This is a genomic window from Nisaea sp. (assembly GCF_017640745.1).
Taxonomy (GTDB): Bacteria; Pseudomonadota; Alphaproteobacteria; order Thalassobaculales; family Thalassobaculaceae; genus Nisaea.
Genome location: NZ_JAEPQA010000028.1, coordinates 1 through 22,520, shown reverse-complemented (window position 1 = coordinate 22,520; position 22,520 = coordinate 1). Strand labels below are relative to the sequence as shown.

Here is a 22,520-nt window from a genome sequence, read left to right as displayed (position 1 = left end):
CATGGGGTCGCACTTTTTCGACGGCGCCACTCCGAAGCGCCACGATATCGAGCCTGACATCGGCCCCGAAGGCATCGCGTTTGAGACTGAACGCGGCGCTCTTGCCTGGCGCCACGAGGATCTGATCCGGCTCTGGGACTACCGGCCCCAGGAGCATCTCGCCTTCACCCACAGACGTCATCAGGACAGCCGCCTGATCATCGAAGAAGCCTGGGCGGTGGAAGCCATCGGACGACAGGCCCCGCAACTGCTTGAGCGCGGCCGCGAGCGCTGGCGCCATACCGGTATCGCGGCGGGGCTAAGCCTCGGCGTTCTCACCCTGATCGCCGGGCTCTATTTCTTCGTGCCGCCGGTTACGGACCGCCTCGCACGGGCGATGCCCTGGTCCTTCGAGGCCGTGGACCGGCCGGAGCTGGACAAGCTCGCTTTGATGATCGGCAAGCGATGCGCCGCAGAGGAACCGAACCGGATCCTGCGCGGTCTGGTCGAGGATCTGCTTAAGACGGCGGCATTCCCGCATCCGATCACCGTCGATGTCACCAGCTCGAAGATGGTGAACGCCCTGACCTTCGCGGGCGGACGCATCGTCCTGCTGCGGGGCCTGATAGACAAGGCCCGCAGCCCGAACGAACTGGCCGCCGTGATCGGGCATGAGATCGGCCATGTCGTGCATCGCGACCATACGGAGCGCTGGATGCGGGAGAACGCGCTCAGCGCGGCGTCGGTCCTGCTCTTCGGCTTCGACGGGACGAACACGATCGGGCAAACCGTCTTTGAGACCGGCCTCTCCCTCTCCTATTCCCGCGGCAGCGAGCAGGACGCGGACCGCTATGCCCTACGTCTGCTCAACCGCCTGGATCTGGATCCCGCCGGCGGTGCCGAGTTCTTCGAGCGGATGCGGGGCAAGGGCGATCTCTCGGGCCTGTTGCCCGGATATCTCAGCACCCATCCCGACAGCGATGGCCGGGCGGTGTTCTTCCGCGAACAGGGAACCGGAACGAAGCAGGCGCTGTCTCCGGAAGACTGGCTGATCCTGAAACGGATCTGTGACAAGACGGATTAGAGCGGCTTGCCCGCCTTCGCTTCCATGAGCATGTCCAGCCGCTCCTTGATGTGCGGCATATGCGGATTGATATCGAGCGCGGCACGGAAGGCCTTGATGGCGCCGTCGGGGCTCTCCAGCTGCTGGTAGATCAGACCGAGCCCGGAGAGCGCACCGAAATGGCGCGGTTCGAGAGCCAGCGTCCGTTCGATATCCCTGACAGAACCGGCATAATCGCCGGTGAAATAGAGCAAGGTCGCGCGCTTGTTCCAGGCCTCGGCGAATTCGGGGGCCACATCGATGACGATGCTGAAGAGCCGGATCGCCTGTTCGAGCTGCCCGGCATTCATCAGCAGCAGCCCCTCGTTGAAGCGCATCTCGGCTTCGACATCCGCGCCGTGCTCCGACCAGATGCCCCAGATCTCGCGCTCGATATAGCGAGCGTCGGTAACCGAGGCGGCCGTTTTCAGCTCCTCGAAGAGCGGATCCAGACGCGGATCGCGCTGATCCGCCATCGCCAGGAAGACGAACGTAAGAGCGATAATCGTGGCACCGAGAAAACTGCGCATTTTTCTAACCTAGCGCAGCCTGCTCCCGGGCCAAGTCTCAACCCATCACATATGGTCGAGCGCGTCCGGCTTCGGCCCGCCCGTCGCCCAGTCCAGAAGCTCGACCGTATGGACGATTGGCACCTCGGTTCCGGAGGCGATCTGGGTGATGCAGCCGAGATTTCCGGCGGCGATCACCTCCGGCCTGGTCTTGGCGATATTCGCCACCTTGCGGTCGCGGAGCCGGGTCGCGAGCTGCGGCTGCAGCATGTTGTAGGTACCGGCGGAACCGCAGCAAAGATGGCCTTCCGGCACGTCGCTGACGGTGAAGCCGGCCTTCCGCAGCAATGCCTGCGGCAGGCTCTTGATCTTCTGCCCGTGCTGCATGGAGCAGGCGGAATGGTAGGTCACCCGCATGCCTTCGCCGACCGCCGTTTCGGGCAGGCCGACCTCTGTCAGGAGTTCGGTCACGTCCTTCGCCTTGGCGGCGATCCGTGCCGCCTTCTCCGCATAGACCTTATCCTCGCGCAACAGGAAGCCGTAGTCCTTCACCGTGGTGCCGCAGCCCGACGCATTGATCACCACCGCGTCGAGACCGCCCTCCTCCGCCTCCAGCTCCGCCCAGGCGTCGATATTGGCGCGGGCGGAGGCCATGGCGCTCTCCTCCTTGCCCATGTGATGGGTCAGCGCACCGCAGCAGCCGGCGCTCTTCGGCACCACCACCTCGATGCCGAGACGGGTCAGCAGACGGATCGTCGCATCGTTGATCGAGGGCGCAAGCGCCCGCTGGGCGCAACCGGCCAGCATCGCGACCCGCATCTTCCGGGCGCCGGCGGCGGCGTGCGTGCCCGGCTTGTCGAGCGGGCTGCGCACCGGGAAGCGTTTCGGCGCGAGCGAGAGCATTGCCTTGATCCGCCCGCCGAGCGCGTCGCCGAAGAGACCCGCAAAGGGCCGCGCCATGGAGGCGCCGAGCAGGGCGAAACGGAAACGGTTCGGATAGGGCAGCAGGAAGGCCAGCAGCGCGCGCAGGGCGCGGTCGAGCAGCGGACGGCTGTAGGTCTCCTCGATATGCGCTCGGGCATGATCGACCAGGTGCATGTAGTTCACGCCGGAGGGGCAGGTCGTCATGCAGGAAAGACAGGAGAGACAGCGGTCGACATGGCGCACGACCTCGTCGTTTGCCGGCTTGCCGTTCTCCAGCATGTCCTTGATCAGGTAGATCCGCCCGCGCGGACTGTCGAGCTCGTCGCCGAGCAGGACGAAGGTCGGGCAGGTCGCGGTACAGAAGCCGCAATGCACGCATTTGCGCAGGATGGACTCGGATTCCCTGACAGCGGGATCGGCGAGCTGGGCGAGGGTGAAATTGGTCTGCATCTCTCTTCGCCCCCTCAGATACCCGCATACATGCGGCCGGGGTTGAGGATCTGCTTCGGATCGAAACTCTCCTTTACCCGGCGGCTGAGCGCAGCGATCGGTGCCGGCTGCGGATGAAAGACCGGAACCGCGGCGCGCACATCCTTTGACGCACGCACGAGTGTCGCGTGTCCACCCGCCGCATCGACCGTAGCGCGGACCTCGGCGGACGAAGCATCGTTGGAGGCCGGAAGCTGCAGCCAGATCAGACCGCCCGACCAGTCGGAGAACCAGGCCGCACCGTCGAGCTTCGAAAGGTCCGCGGCGACCGTCGCTCCGGACGCCGGGGGCACGGAAATGCGCCAGACCGGATCCTGCATCGGTGCGACGAGATAATGCACGTCGCGCACCTCGAGCCAGAAGCTGAGGCTGTTCATCGTGTGCAGCTCTTCGATGGTGCCGAAGGATGCGAGCTCCTCACGGAGCTCGGCGCAGCGCCGCTCGACGGAGGGGCCGAACCCCTCGATGCGCAGCGCCGTCACCGAGGCGCCGGCCTCCCGGATGTAGGAGACAGCGGATTTGGCGGTGAGGTTCGCCGGAACGTGCGCCGCCGCGGAGACCTCGTGCGCACTGTTCATCGCCGCGCCCATCGCCCTGACGGCCTGTTCCGCGTCGAGACCGAGCACGAGGACGGTATAGACCTTCTCCGGCCGGGGCAGCACCTTCACGTCGATCTTCGTTACGGCCGCAAGCGTGCCGTAGGAGCCGCAGATCACCTTCGGCAGATCGTAGCCGGTGACGTTCTTCACCACACGCGCGCCGGACTTGAAGCTCTCCGCCCGGCCGCTCACCGCCTCGAATCCCAGCAGATGATCGCGGGCCGCCCCGGACTTGATCCGCCGCGGTCCGCCGCTGTTGATCATCAGCGACCCGCCGAGGCTGCCTTCGGAGCTGGCACCGCCGAGAAGGGCCGTCAGATCCATCGGCTCGAAGGCGAGCATCTGGTTGTTTTCGGCAAGAAGCTTCTCGATCTCGGCCATCGGCGTGGCGGGACCGGCGGTCAGGACAAGCTCCGCTGGCTCGTAGTCGATCACGCCCGAAAGCGCGGAGAGGTCGAGCATGGTCTCGACCTGAAACGGGCGGCCGAGCGCCCGCTTGCTTCCTCTCCCGATCAGTTCGAGCGGCTCTCCGTTCGCAACCGCCCAGGCAATCGCTTCCTCGACCTGCCGTGCATCATCCGGCTTCAGTGTAGACGCCATATCTCTCCACGCTCACGCTGAGGCCGTTTCGCCGGCCCTAGTTGGTAGTTTCAGGTGCGGCATCGCCGCCATTCGCCCGGCCCCGCTTCAGGTCCGGATGCAGCGACTTGCCGAGAATATGATCGTCATGGCCGAAGACATGCGCGCTGGAGCCGACGATCAGCGGATCCGGACCGCGGACCACCCTCCGGTCCTTATTGTCATAGGGAAGGGACGAGAGAAAGTGCTGCATGCAGGCAAGCCGCGCCCGTTTCTTGTCGTCCGACTTCACGATCGTCCAGGGCGCGTCAGCGGTGTCCGTGTAGAAGAACATCGCTTCCTTGGCTTCGGTGTAATCGTCCCATTTGTTGAGCGACGCCAGATCGATCGGAGAGAGCTTCCACTGCTTCAGCGGATCGGATTCCCGCGCCTTGAAGCGGCGCCGCTGCTCGTCCTGGGTGACCGAGAACCAGTATTTAAACAGACGGATGCCCGAGCGGGTCAGCATCTGCTCTAGCACAGGGGTCTGGCGCATGAACTCGAGATATTCGGTCGGCGAACAGAAACCCATGACGCGCTCGACACCGGCGCGGTTGTACCAGGAGCGGTCGAACATCACCAATTCGCCGGCGGACGGCAGATGCTCGATATAGCGTTGGAAGAACCACTGGCTCTTTTCGCGGTCGGACGGCTTGTTGAGCGCCACGACATGCGCACCGCGCGGGTTCATGTGCTCCATGAAGCGTTTGATCGTTCCACCCTTGCCGGCAGCGTCCCGCCCCTCGAACAGGATCACAACCTTCTGCCCTGTCTCCTCGATCCAGCGCTGCGCCTTGAGGAGTTCGGCCTGAAGATTGGCCTTCTGTCGCTCGTAGACCGCGCGCTTCATTTTCTCGTGGTAGGGATATTCGCCGGTCTCGAAGATCCTGCGGATCTCCTCGGGAGAGTGCCGCATCTCCGCCAGATGATGCAGCGATGCCGCCGCCTCTGCATGGCCCTCGTCCTTGTAGACAGGCTGCGCAACGGCCGTTGTCGCCGGTTTCGCTCTGCTTCGTCTCGGCGCCGCCGGTTTCGCGGCAGCGGCCGGGTCTTTGGAAGCTTCAGTCATCTCACTTCTCCTTGCCAGTCCGGTCCCCATGAACGTTCCAGTAGACGTCTCGGAACCCGAACCGGCATTGATGAAGATCAAAAACGCGGAATGTCCGGAAACGGCAGTTGCCCGCCCGATACGTGCATGCGGCCAAGCTCGGCGCAGCGGTGCAATTGCGGGAAGACCTTGCCCGGGTTCAGCAGGCCGTCGGGATCAAAGGCGCATTTCACACGCTGCTGCTGCTTCAGGTCGATTTCGGTGAACATCTCGCCCATCAGGTCGCGTTTCTCGATGCCGACCCCGTGCTCGCCGGTCAGCACGCCGCCGAGCTCGACACAGGCGGTCAGAATATCGGCGCCGAAAGCTTCCGCCCGCTCCAGCTCGCCTTCCTGGTTGGCGTCGAACAGGATCAGCGGATGCAGGTTGCCGTCGCCGGCATGGAACACGTTGGCGACCCGCAAACGGTGCTTCTTCGACATCTCGCTCATGCGGCTGAGGATCTCGGGCAGCTTCTTGCGCGGTATCGTGCCGTCCATGCAGATATAGTCGGGGGAGATCCGTCCGACGGCGGGGAATGCCGCCTTGCGGCCGGCCCAGAAGTTGTTCCGCTCCTCCTCGCTTTCGCTGATCCGCACCTCGGTCGCGCCATTGGCCTCGGCAATCTCCTTCACCCGGCCGATCAGATAGTCGACCTCGACCTCGGGACCGTCCAGCTCGACGATCAGCAGCGCCCCGGCATCGCGCGGATACCCGGCATTGACGAAATCCTCGGCGGCGTTGATTGCCGGATTGTCCATCATCTCCATGCCGCCCGGGATGATTCCGTTCGCGATCACCGCGGCGACGCAGGCGCCCGCCTCTTCGGGGGTCGGGAAACCGACCAGCAGGGCGCGCGCCGTCGACGGCTTCCTCAGGATGCGGACCGTGACCTCGGTGACCACGCCGAGCAGCCCCTCGGAGCCGGTGATCAGACCAAGGAAATCGTACCCGTCCGCCTCGAGATGCTTGCCGCCGAAACGCAGGATCTCGCCATCCATGGTGACGAACTCGACGCCGAGCACGTTGTTGGTGGTCAGCCCGTATTTCAGGCAATGCACGCCGCCGGAATTCTCCGCGATGTTGCCGCCGATCGAACAGGCGATCTGGCTGGAGGGATCGGGCGCGTAATAGAAGCCGTCATCCTGAACGGCGTGAGTGATCCCGAGATTGGTGACGCCCGGCTGGGTGACGACGGCACGATTCTCGTAATCGATCTCAAGGATCCGGTTGAACTTGCCGAGCCCCAGCAAAACACCATCGGCGAGCGGCAGGGCGCCGCCGGAAAGACCGGTGCCGGCCCCGCGCGGCACGACCTTCACGCCTGCCTGCTTGCAATAGCGCAGGATCGCGGCGACCTGCTCCGTCGTCTCCGGCAGGACGACGATCATCGGAAGCTGGCGGTAGACGGAGAGACCGTCGGTCTCGTAGACGCGCATCTCGTCGGTCGCGGTGATCACGCCTTCGCCCGGTACGATACCCCGCAAAGCCGCCGCGATCTCCTCGCGGCGCTCCATCACCGAACGGTCCGGTTCCGGCATCAGCATGTCGCTCTCCTCGGGTCTTTTCCGGCCACAATAGGACCGTCGCGTCCGAGGAGCAATCTGACGTCCGATTTCCGGATGGAAAGATCGTATCCCACGATGCGGAAAGCAAGATCCGAACATGAAAAAGGCGGCGGTCCTTGCGGACGGCCGCCTTGATCGGATCAGACCGGGGCTATCAGCCCTGGCGTGCCTTGAAGCGCGGATTCTGCTTGTTGATCACGTACGTCCGGCCCTTACGGCGAATGACGCGACAATTGCGGTCCCGCTTCTTCAGCGTTTTGATCGAATTCGCGATTTTCATGACACGAGTCCAAAAAACCTGTCGGGAGGACCTTCCGGCCCTCGGGAAGCGCGGAACATATGGTGGTGGATGGCGGATGTCAACGCCTGATCCCGGAAATTTCCCGGCTTTCTTCAGGACCCGCGCACTGCCCCGAAAATCAGGCTTTGACCGGCTTCAGCGCGAAATAACGGTGCAGCTTCACCTCGCCCGATTCCAGCAGGGCCGCGAGCCGGGCCCAGCGCTCCACCTCCCCCATCAGAATGGGAAGCTGATTCTTGGAGGCCCTGATCTTGCCGTCCTGATAGCGGTCGATAAAGCTCTGGAACGCGCGCGTCATGTACAGGTGATATTCCTTGCTGATGTTCTCCGAGACGCGGACATCGAGCCCGAGGGCTTCGATTTCCTGCTCGTACCGGTCGACGCTCCAGAGATGGATCGGGAACGGGTCCGACTCGATCCATTTCTTGAGCGACGGCGACGGTTCCTTGTTCGAATCCAGCATGAAATCGGTGAGCGAAAGCTGACCGTACATCCGCATCGCCCGCTTGATCGTCTGCAGCATGCGGGTCTTGTCCTCGACGCGGAACAGGAACTCGCGGGTCAGGATGCAATCGAAACTGTTCGCCTTGAGCACGATCTTTGCGGGGTCGAATTCCTGCAGTTTGATCTTCGAGCGCACCTCGGACATGTCGATGTTGCGCTGGGAGATTTCCGCGAGTTCAGGAACGTTCTCGAGCAGGGTCGCGTAACAGCCGAACTGGCTGGAAACGGCGATGGTGCCTCCGCCCATGCCGCTGCTGATGTCGAGCAGGTTCATCTGGTTGTCGAGGGCGAACGGCTTGGCCAGCGTCAACACGTGCTGGGGGCCGCCCGGCATGTTGAAGCCCTTGCCCCAGATCGTCTCGATCATCTCGATGGCTTTCGGATGCCAAGGACCGAGAACCTCTTCCTGGACGACTTCCTCTTCCTCGGGCTCGTAGTCGACCTGGAATTTCGGCTCGTCAACGGACAGGGCGCGCAGGATTATATACCACGCGCGCCGCACATTCCGGACTATGCGTTTCCCTTGAGTCGCTAAGGCCAAATGGTCCCCCACCAGGAAGTATCAGGGCGTCTTTGCGGACGTTTATATACCCTGAATTTTTAACAACCTATTGAGACCAAGGCGAGCCGGTCCAAACTTACATACATTTTTGCTCCCCACTCCCAAACCTTAACTAATACATTGAAAGACTTCGGCATAGGATTTTTACAGTCATATAAAAGGACTCAGGCGGGAGGCCCCGGCGCCCGGCGATTGACCTCAAGCACGGATGTCCGTTTATTCTCCGCTGCCGATTCCCCGATAGCGGACAGGAAGAATGACATCCGATTTCCAAGAGACTTACCGCGGCGACGTGAAGGCCTGGGAATGCGACGTGGTCGAGCATTTCACGGTGGCCTATTACTACGAGAAGTTTGAGGCGGCGGCCTGGCGCTATCTACGAGAAAGCGGCGTCGATCCGCGCACGGCACGGACGACCGATTGCTACACGCGGTATCATGCCGAACTCAGGAAAGGCGATCTGTTCCATATCGAGACCGGTCTTATTGAGACCGGACTCCGACCCGTGATCGCGCACCGCCTGTTCAACTCCGACACGGGCATGCTCTGCACCACCATGGAGCAAACCCTCGACGGCATCCCCCTCAAAGGCTCACCCGCCGAATGGGACGGACCGGCGAGAGAAGAGAGGGCGCCGGCGCCCAAATCCGCGAAATGGGTTCGCGCCGGCACCGACGTGGTGCGGCCGAGCGATCTCGACTGGACCGGAAAACTCGGCCTCGGCGGTCTGATCCACCAGTTCTCGGGTTCGGGTTTCCACGCTCTTGCGACGATCGGCATGAGCCCGAGCTACCTGAGGGAGAACCGGCGCGGTTTCTCGACCTTCGAATTCCAGATCGAGATGGACCACTGGCCGGAAGGCGGCGATCTCGTTCATGTCGAGAGCACCGTCGCCCATGTCGGCTCCTCTTCGATCCGCATGGTCCACCGGCTCGTCGATACGACCCGCAAGAAGCGCCTCGCGGAGCTGAGCCAGTTCGGCGTGCATCTCGATCTCGACGCGCGCAAGCCGACACGCCTGCCCGAGAACATCCTCGAACAGGCACGCGCCCTGCTCGGCGGCTGATCGCTCAGGACTTCAGAAACGCCGCTTCGGCTCTCACTTCGATGAGGGTAGGCCCGGACGCGACGAAAGCATCGGAAAGCGCACTGGAGAGATCGCCGGCGCTTTCCGGTGCGGCATATCCGCAGCGATATCCTTTCGCCAGCGCGGAGAAATCCGGCACCAGAAGGTCGGTTCCGAGCGGCTGTACGCCCGCTTCGACCATGGAGTCGCGGATCTGCCGGTAGCCGCCATTGTTCCAGACCAGGACCGGAAGCGGCAGGCCGAGCTCGGCCGCGACGATCAGTTCTTCCGCCGTGAACAGCAGACCGCCGTCGCCCGCGATCGCCATCGCCGGGCGATCCGGGGCCCCGAGCTTCGCGCCGATCGCCGTCGGCACGCCGGTCCCGAGCGTTCCGAAACCGTTCGGGAAATGCCAGCCGTTCGGATGGCCGATCCGGAAATAGGAGGCCCCGGTATAGGCCACCTGGGTCGAGTCGAGGGAAATGAAACAATCCGCTGGCAGGTATTCCATAAGCAGATCGAGCAGCCGGCAGCGGTTGGCGGTCTCCGGCGTGTCGCTTGCGTTCCGGATCTCCGGCCAGAGCGACGCGGCCAGGGCCGCTCCGCCAGCAGGTTCGCTCCGTTCCATCAGGGTGGCGAGCGCGGAAAGCGTGAGCGTGGCATCGCCGAGAATGGCGAGGTCCGGACGGAAGCTGCGCACCAGCTGAGCCGGGTCGATGTCCACCCGGATGAGTTTTGCGCCGAGACGCAGGTCCGGCGCGGGCGTCCAGAAGGAGGTCTCGGCAAGTTCGCTGCCCACCGCGAGCACGACATCCGCTTTGGCGAGCGCCCGCTGCGTTGCTTCATGCTCAAGCGATGAGCCCGCGCTTTGCGGGTGCGTTTCCGGAATGACGCCCTTGGCCGCATTCGTGGTCACGACCAGAGCACCCAGTTTCTCCGCGAGCGCCAAGGCCTCCGCACCCGCCCATTTGGCACCGCCGCCGAGCAGCAGGACCGGGCGTGCCGCTTCGCTCAGCAGCGCCGCCGCGCGTTGGAGCATCGCCGGATGCGGCGCTGGTTTCGGCGTCCTCGGCCATGCCGTCGTTTCAGCCTGACAGGTTGTTCCAAACAGATCGCGCGGCACTTCGATCCCGACCGGCCTCGGGCGTCCACTGTCGAACACAGCATAAGCCTGGGCGAAGATTTCCGGCAGGTTATCCGGCGCTATCAAGACGTGATTGAACGCCGTCACGGTGCGCGCCGCCTCGTGCTGGTTCGGCATCTCGTGCAGGAAACCCTGCCCCATCGCCACCTCGTGGCTCTGGTTGGTCGCGGCAAGGACCAGCATCGGCACGGAATCGGAATAGGCCTGCCCGATCGCCGTCGCCGCATTCAGCAGCCCCGGCCCGGTGATGACGGAAATGGCCGCCGGACTCCCAGTCGCAAGTCCGTAACCGTAGGCCATCAGCCCCGCCCCCTGCTCGTGCCGCGGTGTCACGTGGCGCAGGCCGCTCGCGGTCAGCGCCCGGTAGAACTCGACCGTATGCACGCCGGGAATCCCGAAAATCGTATCGATCCCGTAGCTTTCCATCAGCCCGACGATCACGTCGGCGCAGCTCTTCCCGGACATTCCGCCCCCGCCCTGTTCTCCGATTGGCGCCACGCCGGGCCTGAACCCGTTCGCAGCCGGACACTTCACGCGACCCTAGCCGCCGGTCTATCTTCGGCAAAACAACAATTTCTTATGTCCGCATAAGCCGGCCAGCAGGGAGAGCACCGCATGAGTACCGACATCCGCCAAGCCCGTATCGACCTTGCCTGTTCTCTGCGCTGGGCTGCGCGCTATGGCCTCAACGAGGGTGTCGACAACCATTTCTCCCTCGCCCTGCCGGACGATGACGGCGTGATGCGCGGCAACCGCTTCCTGATCAACCCGTTTGGCTGGCACTGGTCGGAAGTCACCGCCTCCTCGATGGTGCTCTGCGACGGCGACGGAAACATCCTGGAAGGCAAGGAGACGGTCGAGGACACCGCCTTCTTCATCCATAGCGAAATGCACAAAGCGGTGCCGAGCGCGGTCTGCATCATGCACACGCACCAGCCCTATGCGACGGCGCTGACCCTGCTCGAGGGCGGGCGCCTTGAGATGTGCGAGCAAAACGCGCTGATGTTCGACGGCCGGATCGCCTATGACGACGAATATGGCGGCCTCGCCCTCGACGAGAACGAGGGCGCGCGGATGGCAAGCAAGATCGGCAACCATTCAGTGCTCTTCCTCGCCTGCCACGGCGTCATCACCACCGGCCCGACGGTGCAGGACACCTTCAACGATCTCTATTACCTAGAGCGCGCGGCGAAGTTCCAGGTACTGGCGAAGTCGACCGGCCAGAAGCTGCGCTCGATCCCGGAAGAGACCCGCGCCCATACCCGCCAGCAGGCGTCGACGGAGAATGCCCGCGTCGCAGACCGGCACTTCAAGGCGCTGCGGCGGATGCTGGAAAAGGAAGAGCCCGACTTCCTGAACTAGGCGCAACCCCTTCTGAGTACAGGTTTATTTAGAAGATAAAATTCCTTTTACCCTCTTTCGTTGCATACCGAATGGTGGCACGATCCCGTTTCCTCTTGAGCCGAAAGGCTCATCGGCATGGAGCCGGGAACGATGGACGGGCACGGGAAAATCGGGGGGAAACGGGCCGAGCCGCTGGTTGCGGGCCCGCCGCCATATCTTGAAGCGCTGCGAGCGAACGCCGGGCTACGCAGCTTCTATTCCTCACCTGAAGATCGCGCGGCCCTTCTCGATGCTATTGCCGAAAAGGTGACCGAACACCGGATCACGCTGCTGTCGATCGACATCTTCGACACGGCCCTGCTGCGCAGACAAAGATCCGAACTTGCCAGGTTCAGATGCGCCGCCAAGCGCTTCCACCGGACCGTCTTCGAGACGGGCGGCACTCCGGATTTCTCCATCGAAGACGCATTGCTCGCCCGTATCGCCGCCGCCAGAGCGGCTTACAGCGTGAACGGCAGCAAAGCAGAAGGCGGCGACCCCGCATTCCGTGAGATCGCAAAGACCGTCTGCAGTCTGCTCCGCCGGCCTGAACTCACGAGGCTCTACATCGAAAGCGAGCTTGCCTCGGAAATCGACGATGTTCAGGTCAATCCCCTACTCGAAGCGGTCCGGTCCCGTTTTCCGGCACTGCGGACGATTTTCCTGACGGACACCTACCTTGAAGGCCCTCAGGTACGAAAAATCTTCAGCGCCGCTCATGGGAAAGTCAGACGTCCGACAATTCTGTCCTCCGCCGACGGTTTCGGCAGCAAAGCCGCGGGAACTCTCTTTGCCCACGCCGAACGGACTTTCCAGGTCCCGCCGAAACGCGCATTGCACATCGGCGACAATCTCGAGACCGACTATCTCAGTCCGAAACGCCGGGGCTGGCAGGCGTTGCATGTCCCCCTGCCCGTAGCGGAACTGGCCGCCCGGCGTACCAGTTTCGAGAGGATCTTCCGCGGAGGACGCGGCCTGCCGACCGCTTTCCGCCGGGATATTGCATTCGCACCATGAGCAACGATCGAGCAATACCGGCAGAGCTGAGAAAACTCGGGCGCGACCTGCTCGGTCCGATTGTGAATTTCTATTTCGTGAAGCTGCATGCACATCTCCTGCAGACCGATCCATCGGCGGATCGGATCCTTTTCGCGATGAGGGCCGGTTTGAGGCTCAGATCCCTCTACCAGGGCTGGCTCCGGCGACGAGGAGCGCCGCTACCGGGACACGCACACCTCTTCCGCTCCTCGCGCCTGATGGCGATCAAGGCCGCCTTCGGGAAAGCCCCGGCGACCGCCATGACGGCTCTCGGGACGGAACTCGACGGCGAGTCCCTGGACACGATCGTTCGCGCCGTACTCCGCGCCGAGCACAAGGGCAATAGCGGTCCCGCCATCCCCTTCGTTCCGCAGCAGCCCTTGCATGAGTTCCTGAGGTCGGACACAGAGCTCGCCGAGCGTGTGCGCCGCCATCTCCGCCAGCAGGCCCGGATCTTCAGGGATTATGTCGAAACGATCGCCGGATCCGCAGACCGCCTGATCCTTCTGGACACAGGTTGGCGCGGAACCCAGCAATTGCTGCTCGAACAGACCTTCGCCGACCGGGAGTGGAGCGGTCTCTATTTCGGCTGCATCGGCCGCGCCGAAATTCTCGGAAAGCGTCCGGCCGGAATGACAGGACTGCTCTTCGACAGCCCGCATCCCTGTCCCGAAGAGCCGGCAACGATCCTCGCCGGTCACCGGCACCTGATCGAGAGCCTGTTCGAGCCCAACCACCCGTCGGTAGAGCGCGTGGAGCATGCCGATATCGAGGCCGTCCGGAACGGCAACCACAACCGGACAAGAGAACGCAGGCTCGCGGATCCGGTCTATGACGGCCTCTCAGACCATATCCGCGAGCATGCCGGAGACGGCCTCTCGGAGATCGGCGGCGCTTTTGAGCAAGCGCTGACGAAGCTGTCACGGATGATCTCGTTTCCCGACCGGGGAACCGCGGCGCTGCTCGCCCACAAGCCGAGATCCCTCGACCTCGGGCGGAGCGGTTCGGTGGGCGTCATTCTGCCGGCGAAGGACCGCCACGCCGGCGACGGCGCCTCCCAGCGGATTGCAGATGCGCTTTGGCCAGCCGGTCAAGTCGCCCTCGAATTCGCCGGACCGCGCAGGGAGCGGATGCAAAGACGCCTGCTTAGGAATGCAGTGTCAGCGCCGGACCTCCAGCCGTCTGTCGCGATCATAACCCGGACCAAAGACCGCCCGCTGTTGCTGGCACGCGCCGCCCGCAGCGTCGCGGCGCAAAGCTACCGGAACTACTGCTGGGTCGTTGTAAATGACGGCGGCGACGCAGATTCGGTGCAGGATATTCTCGCGGCCGCTCCGATCGATCCGGCCCGCATCCTGTTCTGTTCCTTCGATGAGAGTCAGGGCATGGAGGCCGCTTCCAATGCAGGCATCGAAGCCAGCCGCTCCGACTTGATCGTCATTCATGACGACGATGACAGCTGGGAGCGCGATTTCCTCACCGAGACAGTCGCCTTCCTCGAGGAACACAAGGATCGGTATGCCGGGGTCATCGCGCACAGCACCTATATCGCCGAGGATATCCGGGACGGTGAGGTGCGGGAACGGGAACGCCGGCCATTCAACGCCTGGGTCAATTGCATCCACCTCGCCGAAATGGCAGTCGCCAATCTGTTTCCACCCATCGCCTTTCTCTACCGGCGCGCGCTCTGGGAAAAACTCGGAGGCTATGACGAGAGCCTGCCCGTCCTCGGAGACTGGGACTTCAATCTCCGCTTCCTCATGGAGGCGGATATCGGCGTGCTGGCGAAACCGCTGGCCAACTATCACCACCGCGCCGGAACCTCCGCCGGGGACGCCTATGCGAATTCCGACATCGCCGCGCGCAATCCGCATATCGCCTATAACGCGATCGTCCGGAACCGCTACATCCGGGCGGCGGAGTACAATCCGAATTTCCGGACGCTCGCGGCCCTCATGGGCCAGGCCTATGCGCAGGAAGACATCAGAGGCCGCTTCGACCGGATGGCCGGCATTCCGGATCTCGCCGCGTATCGCCAGAGCGAAGGGACCGGTCTGCGAAGCTCCGATTTCGATGACCTGCATCGCGAGCTGAACCATCGCTGGATACTGCTGCACATGGTCGTCTCCGAAATCATCGCCTCACGCGGCCTGCGGATCGGCGTGGACGAAATGATCAGTCAGCTGTCCGGTCTCGCGGACAAGTATGCGCGAACCGCCGACATCCGGTTTCCCGCATCTCCGGGCATGAGGGACAGCGGGAGGATCGGGAATGCCCGGCCCGCGACCGCCGGCAACGGTCCGCGCGCCAGGACGGATAAATCACGGTCACTGCATTTCGCGGTGTCCGAAGGACATCACGGGGACTGAAAGCCGGCAATAGACCGGCGCTGAATTGGGGGTAGATCAGGTGGCATCGCTTCCGGGCGGCTTCGATCCTGTGCTGAACAGGAACATCGACGCGGGCCAGAGCACGCTGATCCGGGATTTTCTGGACAATATCGGCGTTTCAGAGAGCTCGATCGAAACGTTCGATGCGCCGGCGTCCGACATCGCCGGCGGCGCCGGTGCCCTGACACCGTTCCTGCTCCCCGATACCATGTCCGCGGCCACGGCCACCGTGGCAAGAGGGCAGCAGATCTCGATCCTGCTCAATCCCGATGCGACCGACGGCACGGTCCTGATCATTCAGGGCGAAGGCAATGCCCGCATCCGGGGCGGTGGCGGGAGCGACAAGATCCAGGGCGGCAGCGGCGACGACACGATGACCGGTGGTCTCGGCGACGATCTCCTGCGCGGCGGCGGCGGCAACGACTCGATCTTCGGCGGCGCACATGACGACATCATCTACGGAAACATCGGCGACGACACGATCGCGTCCGACGACGGGGCAGACAGCTTCTTCGGCGGACAGGGGAACGACGAAATCGCCGGAGGTGTCGGCGACGACTTCCTGATGGGCAATCGCGACGCGGACGTGGCCTACGGCAATATCGGCGACGACATCCTCTACGGGAACCAGCAGGACGACACACTCTTCGGCGGCGCCGGCAACGATACGCTCTATGGCGGCCAGGACGCGGACATCCTCGAGGGGGGCAGAGGCGACGATGCCCTGCATGGCAATCTCGGAGGCGATCAGTTCGTCTTCCGGAACGACAGCGGGGTCGACGTGATCTACGACTTCGTCGGCGGCACGGACAGGATCCTCGTCGCAGCGAACATCAACGGGCTCCCGGTGACCGAAGCCGCCGATCTTGCCGTCCGTATCTCCAGCGACGCGACCGGCAACGCGGTGATCGATCTTGGAGGCGGCAATGTCGTCACCATCGACGGACTGAGCGCGACGGATCTGGTCCGCGATATCGCCTCCTACATCACGGTGACCTGACACATGCGCACCGAAACCGGCATAAGCTCGTCCGACGCTGCATACGATTGCAGGTCTCTTCTCGCCAGATGCCTGCCCGGGCTCGCCCTCGGCCTCGCGCTCAGCTTCGCCATCTCCCTGACCATGTTCATTCCCCCGCTATACATGCTGAAATTGTTCTCGGGCGTCACCATGAGCGGAAGCGTCGCGACGATCGTCGGCCTCTCCGTCCTCGCTCTCGGCGCCGTGCTGCTGTTCTGTGCGCTGGACTATCTGAGAAGCCTTACCTACCAGCGGCTCTCGGCATGGCTCGCGGGCAGGCTCGGCGACCGCGCGCTGGAGCCAATCGCGACCCGCACTCTCGGCGGCACCGCCGATCCTGCGGAGCTGCTGAAGGACATCGGTCAGATCCGCGATTTCATCGCCGGCGGAGCGCTGACCGCAGGGTTCGAACTGGTCTGGGCGCCGATGTTCTTTTTCGCCCTCTTTCTTCTGCATCCCTATTTCGGATGGCTCGGCCTCGCGGCCGGGGCGGTCCTGCTGCTCCTCGCGGCCGCAAACGATCTGCTGACCCGGCGCCCGGCGCGCGAGAGCGGCGAGCGGGCCGCGGCGGCCTACCGGGAAATCGGCAATGCCCTCAGGTTCGGGGAATCCCTGGAGGCGATGGGGATGCTGCGCCGCCTCGCCGGACGCTGGCACCGGCAGAACGCGGCGATGATCGAGGCATCAATGCAGGGCGCACACCGGCAGGCAATCTCCGCCAGCATAGCCAAGGGTCTTCGCATGAGCCTGCAACTGGCGGTGTTCGGCGGCGGCATGCTGCTGGTCGTCGAGCAATCCGCCGGGATCGGTTCGCTGCTGGCCGCCTCTATCATAATGGTCCGCGCCCTGGCTCCGCTGGAACAGATCCTTGACCGCTGGCGGCAATGGAATGCGGCGGCATCCGCATTGCGCCGTCTGACGGAGGCGCTCGAAGCGCCGCCACGGATCACGCGTGCCTCCGTCTCGCTGCCAAAACCACGTGAGACGCTGAATCTCGAGCGTGTGTTCTTCGTCCCGCCGGGTGCAAGTCAGCCCGTGATCAGAGGCGTTTCCCTGCATCTGGAATTCGGCAGGCTGGTCTGTATTGCCGGCGCGGCGGCGGCCGGAAAGACAACCCTGCTCCAACTCATCGCCGGTCTCTGGAAACCGACGGCAGGCGCCGTGACCGTTGACGGCCACGACGCGCACAGCTGGAACCGGGAGGATTTCGGCCACCATATCGGCTATCTGCCGCAATCCCTCGAACTGTTCGGTCCGACGGTGCACAGCGCGATCGCGCGGCTCACGGAAGGCCCGCCGGACGCCGTGATCAAGGCGGCGAAGCTTGCCGGCATCCACAAGACGATCGGCCGCCTTCCGAAAGGTTACGACACCGACCTCGAAACCTGCCGGACGCTGCTCAGCGGCGGACAGAAGCAGCAGCTCGCCATCGCCCGCGCCTTCTACGGCGATCCCTCCCTGATCCTGCTTGATGAGCCGGACGCCAGCCTCGACCGAACGTCGCTCCGATCTCTCGCGGCGACGCTCCGATGGCTGGCGGACCGTGGACGCCTCGTGGTCGCGACAAGCCACCGGATGGAGATGCTGCAAGCGGCCGACCAGGTGGCTTTGCTGGACCAGGGCGCGGTCGCGCGGATCGTGGCCCCACGCGTCGCCCCGGCAGCTCTGGAGACGGCAACGGCGGAGATACCGGTGGAGGTGGCGCGCCCATGACCCTCGCTCCCATCACCGATACAGCGGCGGGCCCGCGTATCGCGCCCATCGCCCTCCTGGCCCTGACGTCGATCGGCCTCTTTCTGCTCGGAGCCGCGCTGTGGAGCCGGCTCGTCCCGATCAATGCGGCGGTGCTCGCTGAGGGCCGGGTCACCGTTCTATCCTATCGCAAAGAGATCCAGACGCGAGAAGGCGGGCGGATCGCGCACATTCTGGTCGCCGAGGGCGAGAATGTCGCCGCGGGTCAACCGCTGCTCCGGCTCGATCCGGCCCAGGCCTGGAGCGAACACGACATCCTGCGCGATCGCCTGCTTCAGACCCTAGGACGCCGGGCGCGCCTCACCGCCAGCCTGCGCGGCGCGGAGAGCCCCGACTGGCCGGCGGAACTGACTGCAGCCGGGACGCCGCCGGAAGCAGCACGCGTCAAGGAAATCGAGGCCGCCCTGTTCACCGCCTCGGAGCGGGAGCGGGCGGGCAAGGAGCGCGTGCTGGAGCGCAGGATCGCCGAACTCCGAGAAGAAGCAGGCTCGCTGGTCGAGGAACTGCGCTCGGTCGACCGGCAATTGCCGATGATCGAGGAGGAAGCCGCCGACGTCGCGACTCTGCTCGGCAAGGGACTCGAACGCAAACCGCGGCTGCTCGCTCTGAAGCGCGCCCGCGAGAGCCTGATCGGAGAGCGCAACGCTCTGCGCAGGCGCATCGCGCAGGCGCAAGAGAACCTCGCCGCCGCCGAGCTCAATCTCGATGCCTTCCGCCATCAGTGGCAGAGCGGCCAGGCCGAAGCCCTGACGGAGGCTTCGAACGAGATCGCCATCCTCGGCCAGCAGCTGAAGAGCGCGCGGGACCGGCTGCGCAATACCGAACTGCGCGCGCCCGTCGCTGGCGAGGTGGTCGACCTCGCGTTTCACACGGTCGGCGGCGTGGTCGCGCCGGGAGAGACGGTGCTCAGCATCGTGCCGCGCGCAGACGAACTGGTGGTGGATGCAAGGGTGCGTGCCGGAGACATCGATTCCGTCTTTCGCGGACAGATCGCAGAGATCCGCATCGGCGCGTTCCACTGGCGCGACCGCCCGCCCCTGCCTGCCCGCGTCATCCGGGTCTCGGCCGATCTGCTGAACGATCCCCTCACGGGTCAGCAGTACTACGAAGCCCGGCTTCGCTTCGACGGCGCCCGCGACCGGGAAGACCTGAAGGTCGGCATGGCGGCCGACGTCGCGCTCCTGACCGAGGAGCGCACGGCCGCCGACTACGTTCTCGGACCCGTGACCCGCCAGCTCTTTCGCGGCTTTCGCGAGCGTTGATTCTCCCTCTCTTTCGATGGAAGCGCGAAGCCCCTCCGCAAGGGCGGAATAAGCTTCTATGCTTTCGGAGGGGAGAGAGCGATGACCGAAGAAATCGTGATCCTGCAATCCCGGCTCCAGCTGGTCGATCCGCAGGACTGTACCGACAATTCAGACACTCTGGCGCTGCTGGAAGCGCTGTTCGACGCGCTGATCCGGCGGGGCCCGGACGGGCGCTACATGCCCGCGCTCGCGGAGAGGTGGCAGCTGTCCGAGGATGCTCGGCACTGGACCTTCCGTCTCCGCCCAGGCCTCTGCTTTCACGACGGCAGCCCGCTCGACGCGGAGGCCATGCGCTTTTCGATCGCGCGCATGCAAAGACCTGACATCGGCGCCACGCTCGGCGCGCCGGCGGTCTGGGGCCAGTATCTCGGCGGCGCGACGATCGCGGCCCCGGATCCGCTGACCCTGACGATCGAGACCGTGGAACCCTGCGCCGACCTGCTCGACGTGCTGGTCTCCGGCTACGCGCTCCCGCCGCATCTCGCCGACAAAGCCGATTTCCTCGATCACCCGATCGGCAGCGGCCCCTTCGCGTTCGAAAGCCGCAAGGACGGGGGCGAGATCCGAATGACATCGAACCCGGACTGGTGGGGCGGGACGTCCGCCAGCCGGCGGCTGATCTGGCGGGAGGTTTCCCGTTCGGCGGACCGGGCGCGGGCCCTCGCCGAGGGCGCGGCACAGGTCGCGACACGGCTCTCTCCGGCCGATGCCGCAACGCTCGACGGGAAATTCAGCCGGCACGACTATATCGACCCGACCTCGATCATCTATCTGCTGAACGCCGCCAACGGCCCGTTCACGGATCCGAAGGTGCGGCGGGCGGTCAATCTCGCCATCGACCGCACGGCGCTGATCGAGGAAGTGCTAGGTGGCGCGGGCAGTCCGCTCGGTGGGTTCGTCAGCCACTTCCATCCGGGAGCGGCGCCGGAACCGGCGGATATCGAGCCGGACCCGGAGACCGCCTCGAAATTGCTTGCCGAGGCAGGCTACGGCACGGGGCTCGCGATCGAGGTCGACTGCCCGACCCGCCTGCCGGACGAGGCGGAGGCCCTGACGGCCGCGCTCGCGCGCCAACTCTCAAGAGTCGGGATCTCGCTGACCGCACACAGGGTCGAGGACCGGGTGGCTTATGCCGAGCAGGTCAGGGACAAGAAGATCCATGACATGTGCGTCTTCGATTCCAGTCCGATGAGCACCTTCCGGGTGCTCTACGAGAAAATCGACAGCCGCGTGCGCGGTTCCTGGTGGGAAGGGTACCGGAACGAGGAGGTGGAGAAGCTGCTGGACCGCTCGCGGACCACGGTCGATCCGGCCGCCCGCGAGGCCCTTCACCGGCAGAGCTACGAGGCCCTGCGCCGGGATCCGCCCTGGCTCACGCTCTATCACCACAGCTTCGTCGCCGCCCGCGCCGGCACTCATCCGGGCTGGCGGATGCGTGCCGACGGAGTGCTGGACGTGACGACCCTTTAGCGGCCCGAGCCAACGGCTCAGGCGTTGCCGGTGAGGTAATCCATCGCCGCCTGGGCGCCGCCCTTGTTGTGCGGAACGCCGGCTACCGCCAGGCCCATCTCGACGCCGGAAAGGGTGCCCATCAGCATCAGGTCGTTGAAATAGCCGAGATGGCCGATGCGGAAGACCTTGCCCTTCACCTTGCCAAGGCCGGAGCCGAGCGACATGTCGAACTTGTCGAGCACGATCTCGCGGTACTTGTCCGCGTCGTGGCCTTCCGGCATCAGAACGGCGGTCAGGACCGGACTGTACTCGTCGGCATTCTGGCAGAGCACCTCGAGGCCCCAGGTCTTTACCGCTCGGCGGGTCGCCTCGGCCCATCGCTCGTGGCGGGCGAAGACGTTCTCCAGCCCCTCCTCCATCATCATGTCGCAGGCCTCTTTCAGGCCGTAGAGCAGGTTGGTGGCGGGCGTGTAAGGGAACCAGCCGTCCTTGTTCATACCGATCTGGTGCTTCCAGTCCCAGTAAGAGCGGTTGGTCGTGGCCTTCTCGGACGCCTTCAGCGCTTTCGGACCGACCGCATTGAAGCTGAGGCCCGGCGGCAGCATCAGGCCCTTCTGCGAGCCGCTGATCGTGACGTCCGCGCCCCATTCGTCATGCCGGTAGTCGGCCGAACCGAGCCCGGAGATGCTGTCGACCAAAAGCAACGCCGGGTGGTTCGCCGCGTCGATCGCCTTGCGCACCGCCTTGATGTTGGAGGTGACGCCGGTCGAGGTCTCGTTATGGACGACGCAGACGCCCTTGATCTCGTGCGTCTTGTCCGCCTTCAGCCGCTCCTCGATCGCCGCCGCGTCGACGCCGTGGCGCCAGTCGCCCGGAATGACTTCCGGCTTCAGGCCGACGCGGGTCGCGAGCTCGCACCAGAGCGTGGAGAACTGGCCGGTCTCGAACATCAGCACCCGGTCGCCCGGGCTCATGGTGTTGACCAGAGCCGCTTCCCAGGCACCGGTGCCCGAGGAGGGGAAGATCACCACCGGGCACTCGGTCTTGAAGACCGGCTTCACCTTCGCCAGCACCTCGTTCGCGAGCTTCTGGAACTCCGGGCCGCGATGGTCGATGGTCGGCTGACCGATGGCATGGAGGATCCGGCCGGGGACGTGGCTCGGTCCCGGGATCTGCAGGAAGTGGGGGCCGGACTTGTAGGTCATTGCTCTTCTCCAGAGGATGGGATCACGCCAGCGCGCGGTCCAGGATGGTTGCGACATGCACCGCCTCGCGGGCGGCGCCGTCCTTGATCTGATGGCGGCAGGAGGTGCCGTCAGCGACGAGCACGGTGTCCCCGTCCGCGGCGCGCACGGCCGGCAGCAGGTCGCGCTCCGCCATGGCTATGGAGACCTCCAGGTTCTTCTTCTCGTAACCGAAGGCGCCGGCCATGCCGCAGCAGCTCGAATTGATCACCTCGACCTCCATGCCGGGCACGAGGCGGAGCGCGCTTTCGACCGCGCCCATGGCGGCGAAGGCCTTCTGGTGGCAGTGGCCGTGCACCAGCGCCTTCTTGGCCACCGGCTTGAAGTTGGCGGCGATCTTGCCGGCTTTTTGCTCGCGGGCGATGAATTCCTCGAACAGCAGCGCGTGCTCGGCGACGAGATCGGTCTCGGCGCCCGGCAGCATGGCCTTGAACTCGTCCCTGAGCGTGAAGAGGCAGGAAGGCTCCAGCCCGCCGCGATTCGC

Annotated in this window: 18 protein-coding genes and 1 pseudogene; 9 read left to right on the top strand and 10 right to left on the bottom strand. The window is 64.6% G+C overall.

From position 1 onward, the window contains the following. Position 1 precedes the first annotated feature (1 nt). On the top strand, positions 2 to 1,063 hold the full coding sequence (locus JJ959_RS17490) for a M48 family metallopeptidase (RefSeq protein ID WP_292886509.1): 1,062 nt from the start codon (positions 2 to 4) through the stop codon (positions 1,061 to 1,063). Here JJ959_RS17490 and JJ959_RS17485 read toward each other — a convergent pair. From JJ959_RS17485 to JJ959_RS17455, 7 genes are all read right to left on the bottom strand, one after another. Continuing rightward, positions 1,060 to 1,611: a tetratricopeptide repeat protein gene (locus tag JJ959_RS17485; protein ID WP_292886507.1), complete on the bottom strand. Its 552-nt coding sequence runs from the start codon at positions 1,609 to 1,611 to the stop codon at positions 1,060 to 1,062. The genes JJ959_RS17490 and JJ959_RS17485 overlap by 4 nt on opposite strands. A gap of 45 nt (positions 1,612 to 1,656) precedes the next feature. Then, complete coding sequence (gene glcF / locus JJ959_RS17480; RefSeq protein ID WP_292886505.1) at positions 1,657 to 2,964, bottom strand: glycolate oxidase subunit GlcF; 1,308 nt, start codon at positions 2,962 to 2,964, stop codon at positions 1,657 to 1,659. A gap of 14 nt (positions 2,965 to 2,978) precedes the next feature. Further along, the gene (locus tag JJ959_RS17475) at positions 2,979 to 4,202 is read right to left on the bottom strand and encodes an FAD-binding protein (RefSeq protein ID WP_292886502.1); all 1,224 of its coding nucleotides are present in this window, start codon (positions 4,200 to 4,202) and stop codon (positions 2,979 to 2,981) included. A 37-nt stretch (positions 4,203 to 4,239) separates the two neighbouring features. Beyond that, complete coding sequence (ppk2, locus tag JJ959_RS17470; protein WP_292886499.1) at positions 4,240 to 5,289, bottom strand: polyphosphate kinase 2; 1,050 nt, start codon at positions 5,287 to 5,289, stop codon at positions 4,240 to 4,242. A 77-nt stretch (positions 5,290 to 5,366) separates the two neighbouring features. Beyond that, complete coding sequence (locus JJ959_RS17465) at positions 5,367 to 6,854, bottom strand: FAD-linked oxidase C-terminal domain-containing protein (RefSeq protein ID WP_292886497.1); 1,488 nt, start codon at positions 6,852 to 6,854, stop codon at positions 5,367 to 5,369. 175 nt (positions 6,855 to 7,029) lie between these two features. Further along, on the bottom strand, positions 7,030 to 7,155 hold the full coding sequence (ykgO, locus tag JJ959_RS17460; protein ID WP_193186635.1) for a type B 50S ribosomal protein L36: 126 nt from the start codon (positions 7,153 to 7,155) through the stop codon (positions 7,030 to 7,032). 139 nt (positions 7,156 to 7,294) lie between these two features. Then, complete coding sequence (locus JJ959_RS17455; protein WP_292886494.1) at positions 7,295 to 8,182, bottom strand: methyltransferase domain-containing protein; 888 nt, start codon at positions 8,180 to 8,182, stop codon at positions 7,295 to 7,297. 316 nt (positions 8,183 to 8,498) lie between these two features. Here JJ959_RS17455 and JJ959_RS17450 point away from each other — a divergent pair, with 316 nt between their 5' ends. Continuing rightward, positions 8,499 to 9,308 carry a thioesterase family protein gene (locus tag JJ959_RS17450; protein ID WP_292886491.1) on the top strand — a complete coding sequence of 270 codons (810 nt, stop codon included), beginning with the start codon at positions 8,499 to 8,501 and terminating at the stop codon, positions 9,306 to 9,308. 4 nt (positions 9,309 to 9,312) lie between these two features. Here JJ959_RS17450 and JJ959_RS17445 read toward each other — a convergent pair whose 3' ends face one another. Continuing rightward, a complete protein-coding gene (locus JJ959_RS17445; RefSeq protein ID WP_292886488.1) occupies positions 9,313 to 10,917 on the bottom strand; it encodes a 5-guanidino-2-oxopentanoate decarboxylase in 1,605 nt (534 codons plus the stop codon). A gap of 150 nt (positions 10,918 to 11,067) precedes the next feature. On the opposite strand from JJ959_RS17445, the gene JJ959_RS17440 reads away from it, so the two are divergent. The 7 genes from JJ959_RS17440 (at position 11,068) to JJ959_RS17410 (ending at position 20,810) form a co-directional block, all read left to right on the top strand. After that, the gene (locus JJ959_RS17440) at positions 11,068 to 11,814 is read left to right on the top strand and encodes an aldolase (RefSeq protein ID WP_292886485.1); all 747 of its coding nucleotides are present in this window, start codon (positions 11,068 to 11,070) and stop codon (positions 11,812 to 11,814) included. A gap of 117 nt (positions 11,815 to 11,931) precedes the next feature. Beyond that, positions 11,932 to 12,852 (top strand): hypothetical protein, encoded by a 921-nt coding sequence (locus JJ959_RS17435; protein ID WP_292886482.1) that lies wholly within the window; start codon positions 11,932 to 11,934, stop codon positions 12,850 to 12,852. Then, complete coding sequence (locus JJ959_RS17430; RefSeq protein ID WP_292886479.1) at positions 12,849 to 15,242, top strand: glycosyltransferase; 2,394 nt, start codon at positions 12,849 to 12,851, stop codon at positions 15,240 to 15,242. Before JJ959_RS17435 ends, JJ959_RS17430 begins: the two co-directional genes overlap by 4 nt. A gap of 40 nt (positions 15,243 to 15,282) precedes the next feature. After that, positions 15,283 to 16,263, top strand: coding sequence for a calcium-binding protein (locus tag JJ959_RS17425; RefSeq protein WP_292886476.1), 981 nt, complete (start codon positions 15,283 to 15,285; stop codon positions 16,261 to 16,263). A 3-nt stretch (positions 16,264 to 16,266) separates the two neighbouring features. Then, the gene (locus JJ959_RS17420; protein ID WP_292886473.1) at positions 16,267 to 17,997 is read left to right on the top strand and encodes an ATP-binding cassette domain-containing protein; all 1,731 of its coding nucleotides are present in this window, start codon (positions 16,267 to 16,269) and stop codon (positions 17,995 to 17,997) included. Beyond that, positions 17,994 to 19,298: an HlyD family type I secretion periplasmic adaptor subunit gene (locus JJ959_RS17415; RefSeq protein ID WP_292886470.1), complete on the top strand. Its 1,305-nt coding sequence runs from the start codon at positions 17,994 to 17,996 to the stop codon at positions 19,296 to 19,298. Before JJ959_RS17420 ends, JJ959_RS17415 begins: the two co-directional genes overlap by 4 nt. A gap of 81 nt (positions 19,299 to 19,379) precedes the next feature. After that, on the top strand, positions 19,380 to 20,810 hold the full coding sequence (locus JJ959_RS17410; protein ID WP_292886467.1) for an ABC transporter substrate-binding protein: 1,431 nt from the start codon (positions 19,380 to 19,382) through the stop codon (positions 20,808 to 20,810). 17 nt (positions 20,811 to 20,827) lie between these two features. On the opposite strand, the gene JJ959_RS17405 is transcribed toward JJ959_RS17410, so the two are convergent. Next, entirely contained in the window at positions 20,828 to 21,997 is a 1,170-nt protein-coding gene (locus JJ959_RS17405) for an aminotransferase class V-fold PLP-dependent enzyme (protein ID WP_292886464.1), read from the bottom strand. A gap of 22 nt (positions 21,998 to 22,019) precedes the next feature. Beyond that, positions 22,020 to 22,520 (bottom strand): annotated as a pseudogene (locus tag JJ959_RS17400) (FAD-binding oxidoreductase); the annotation flags it as partial.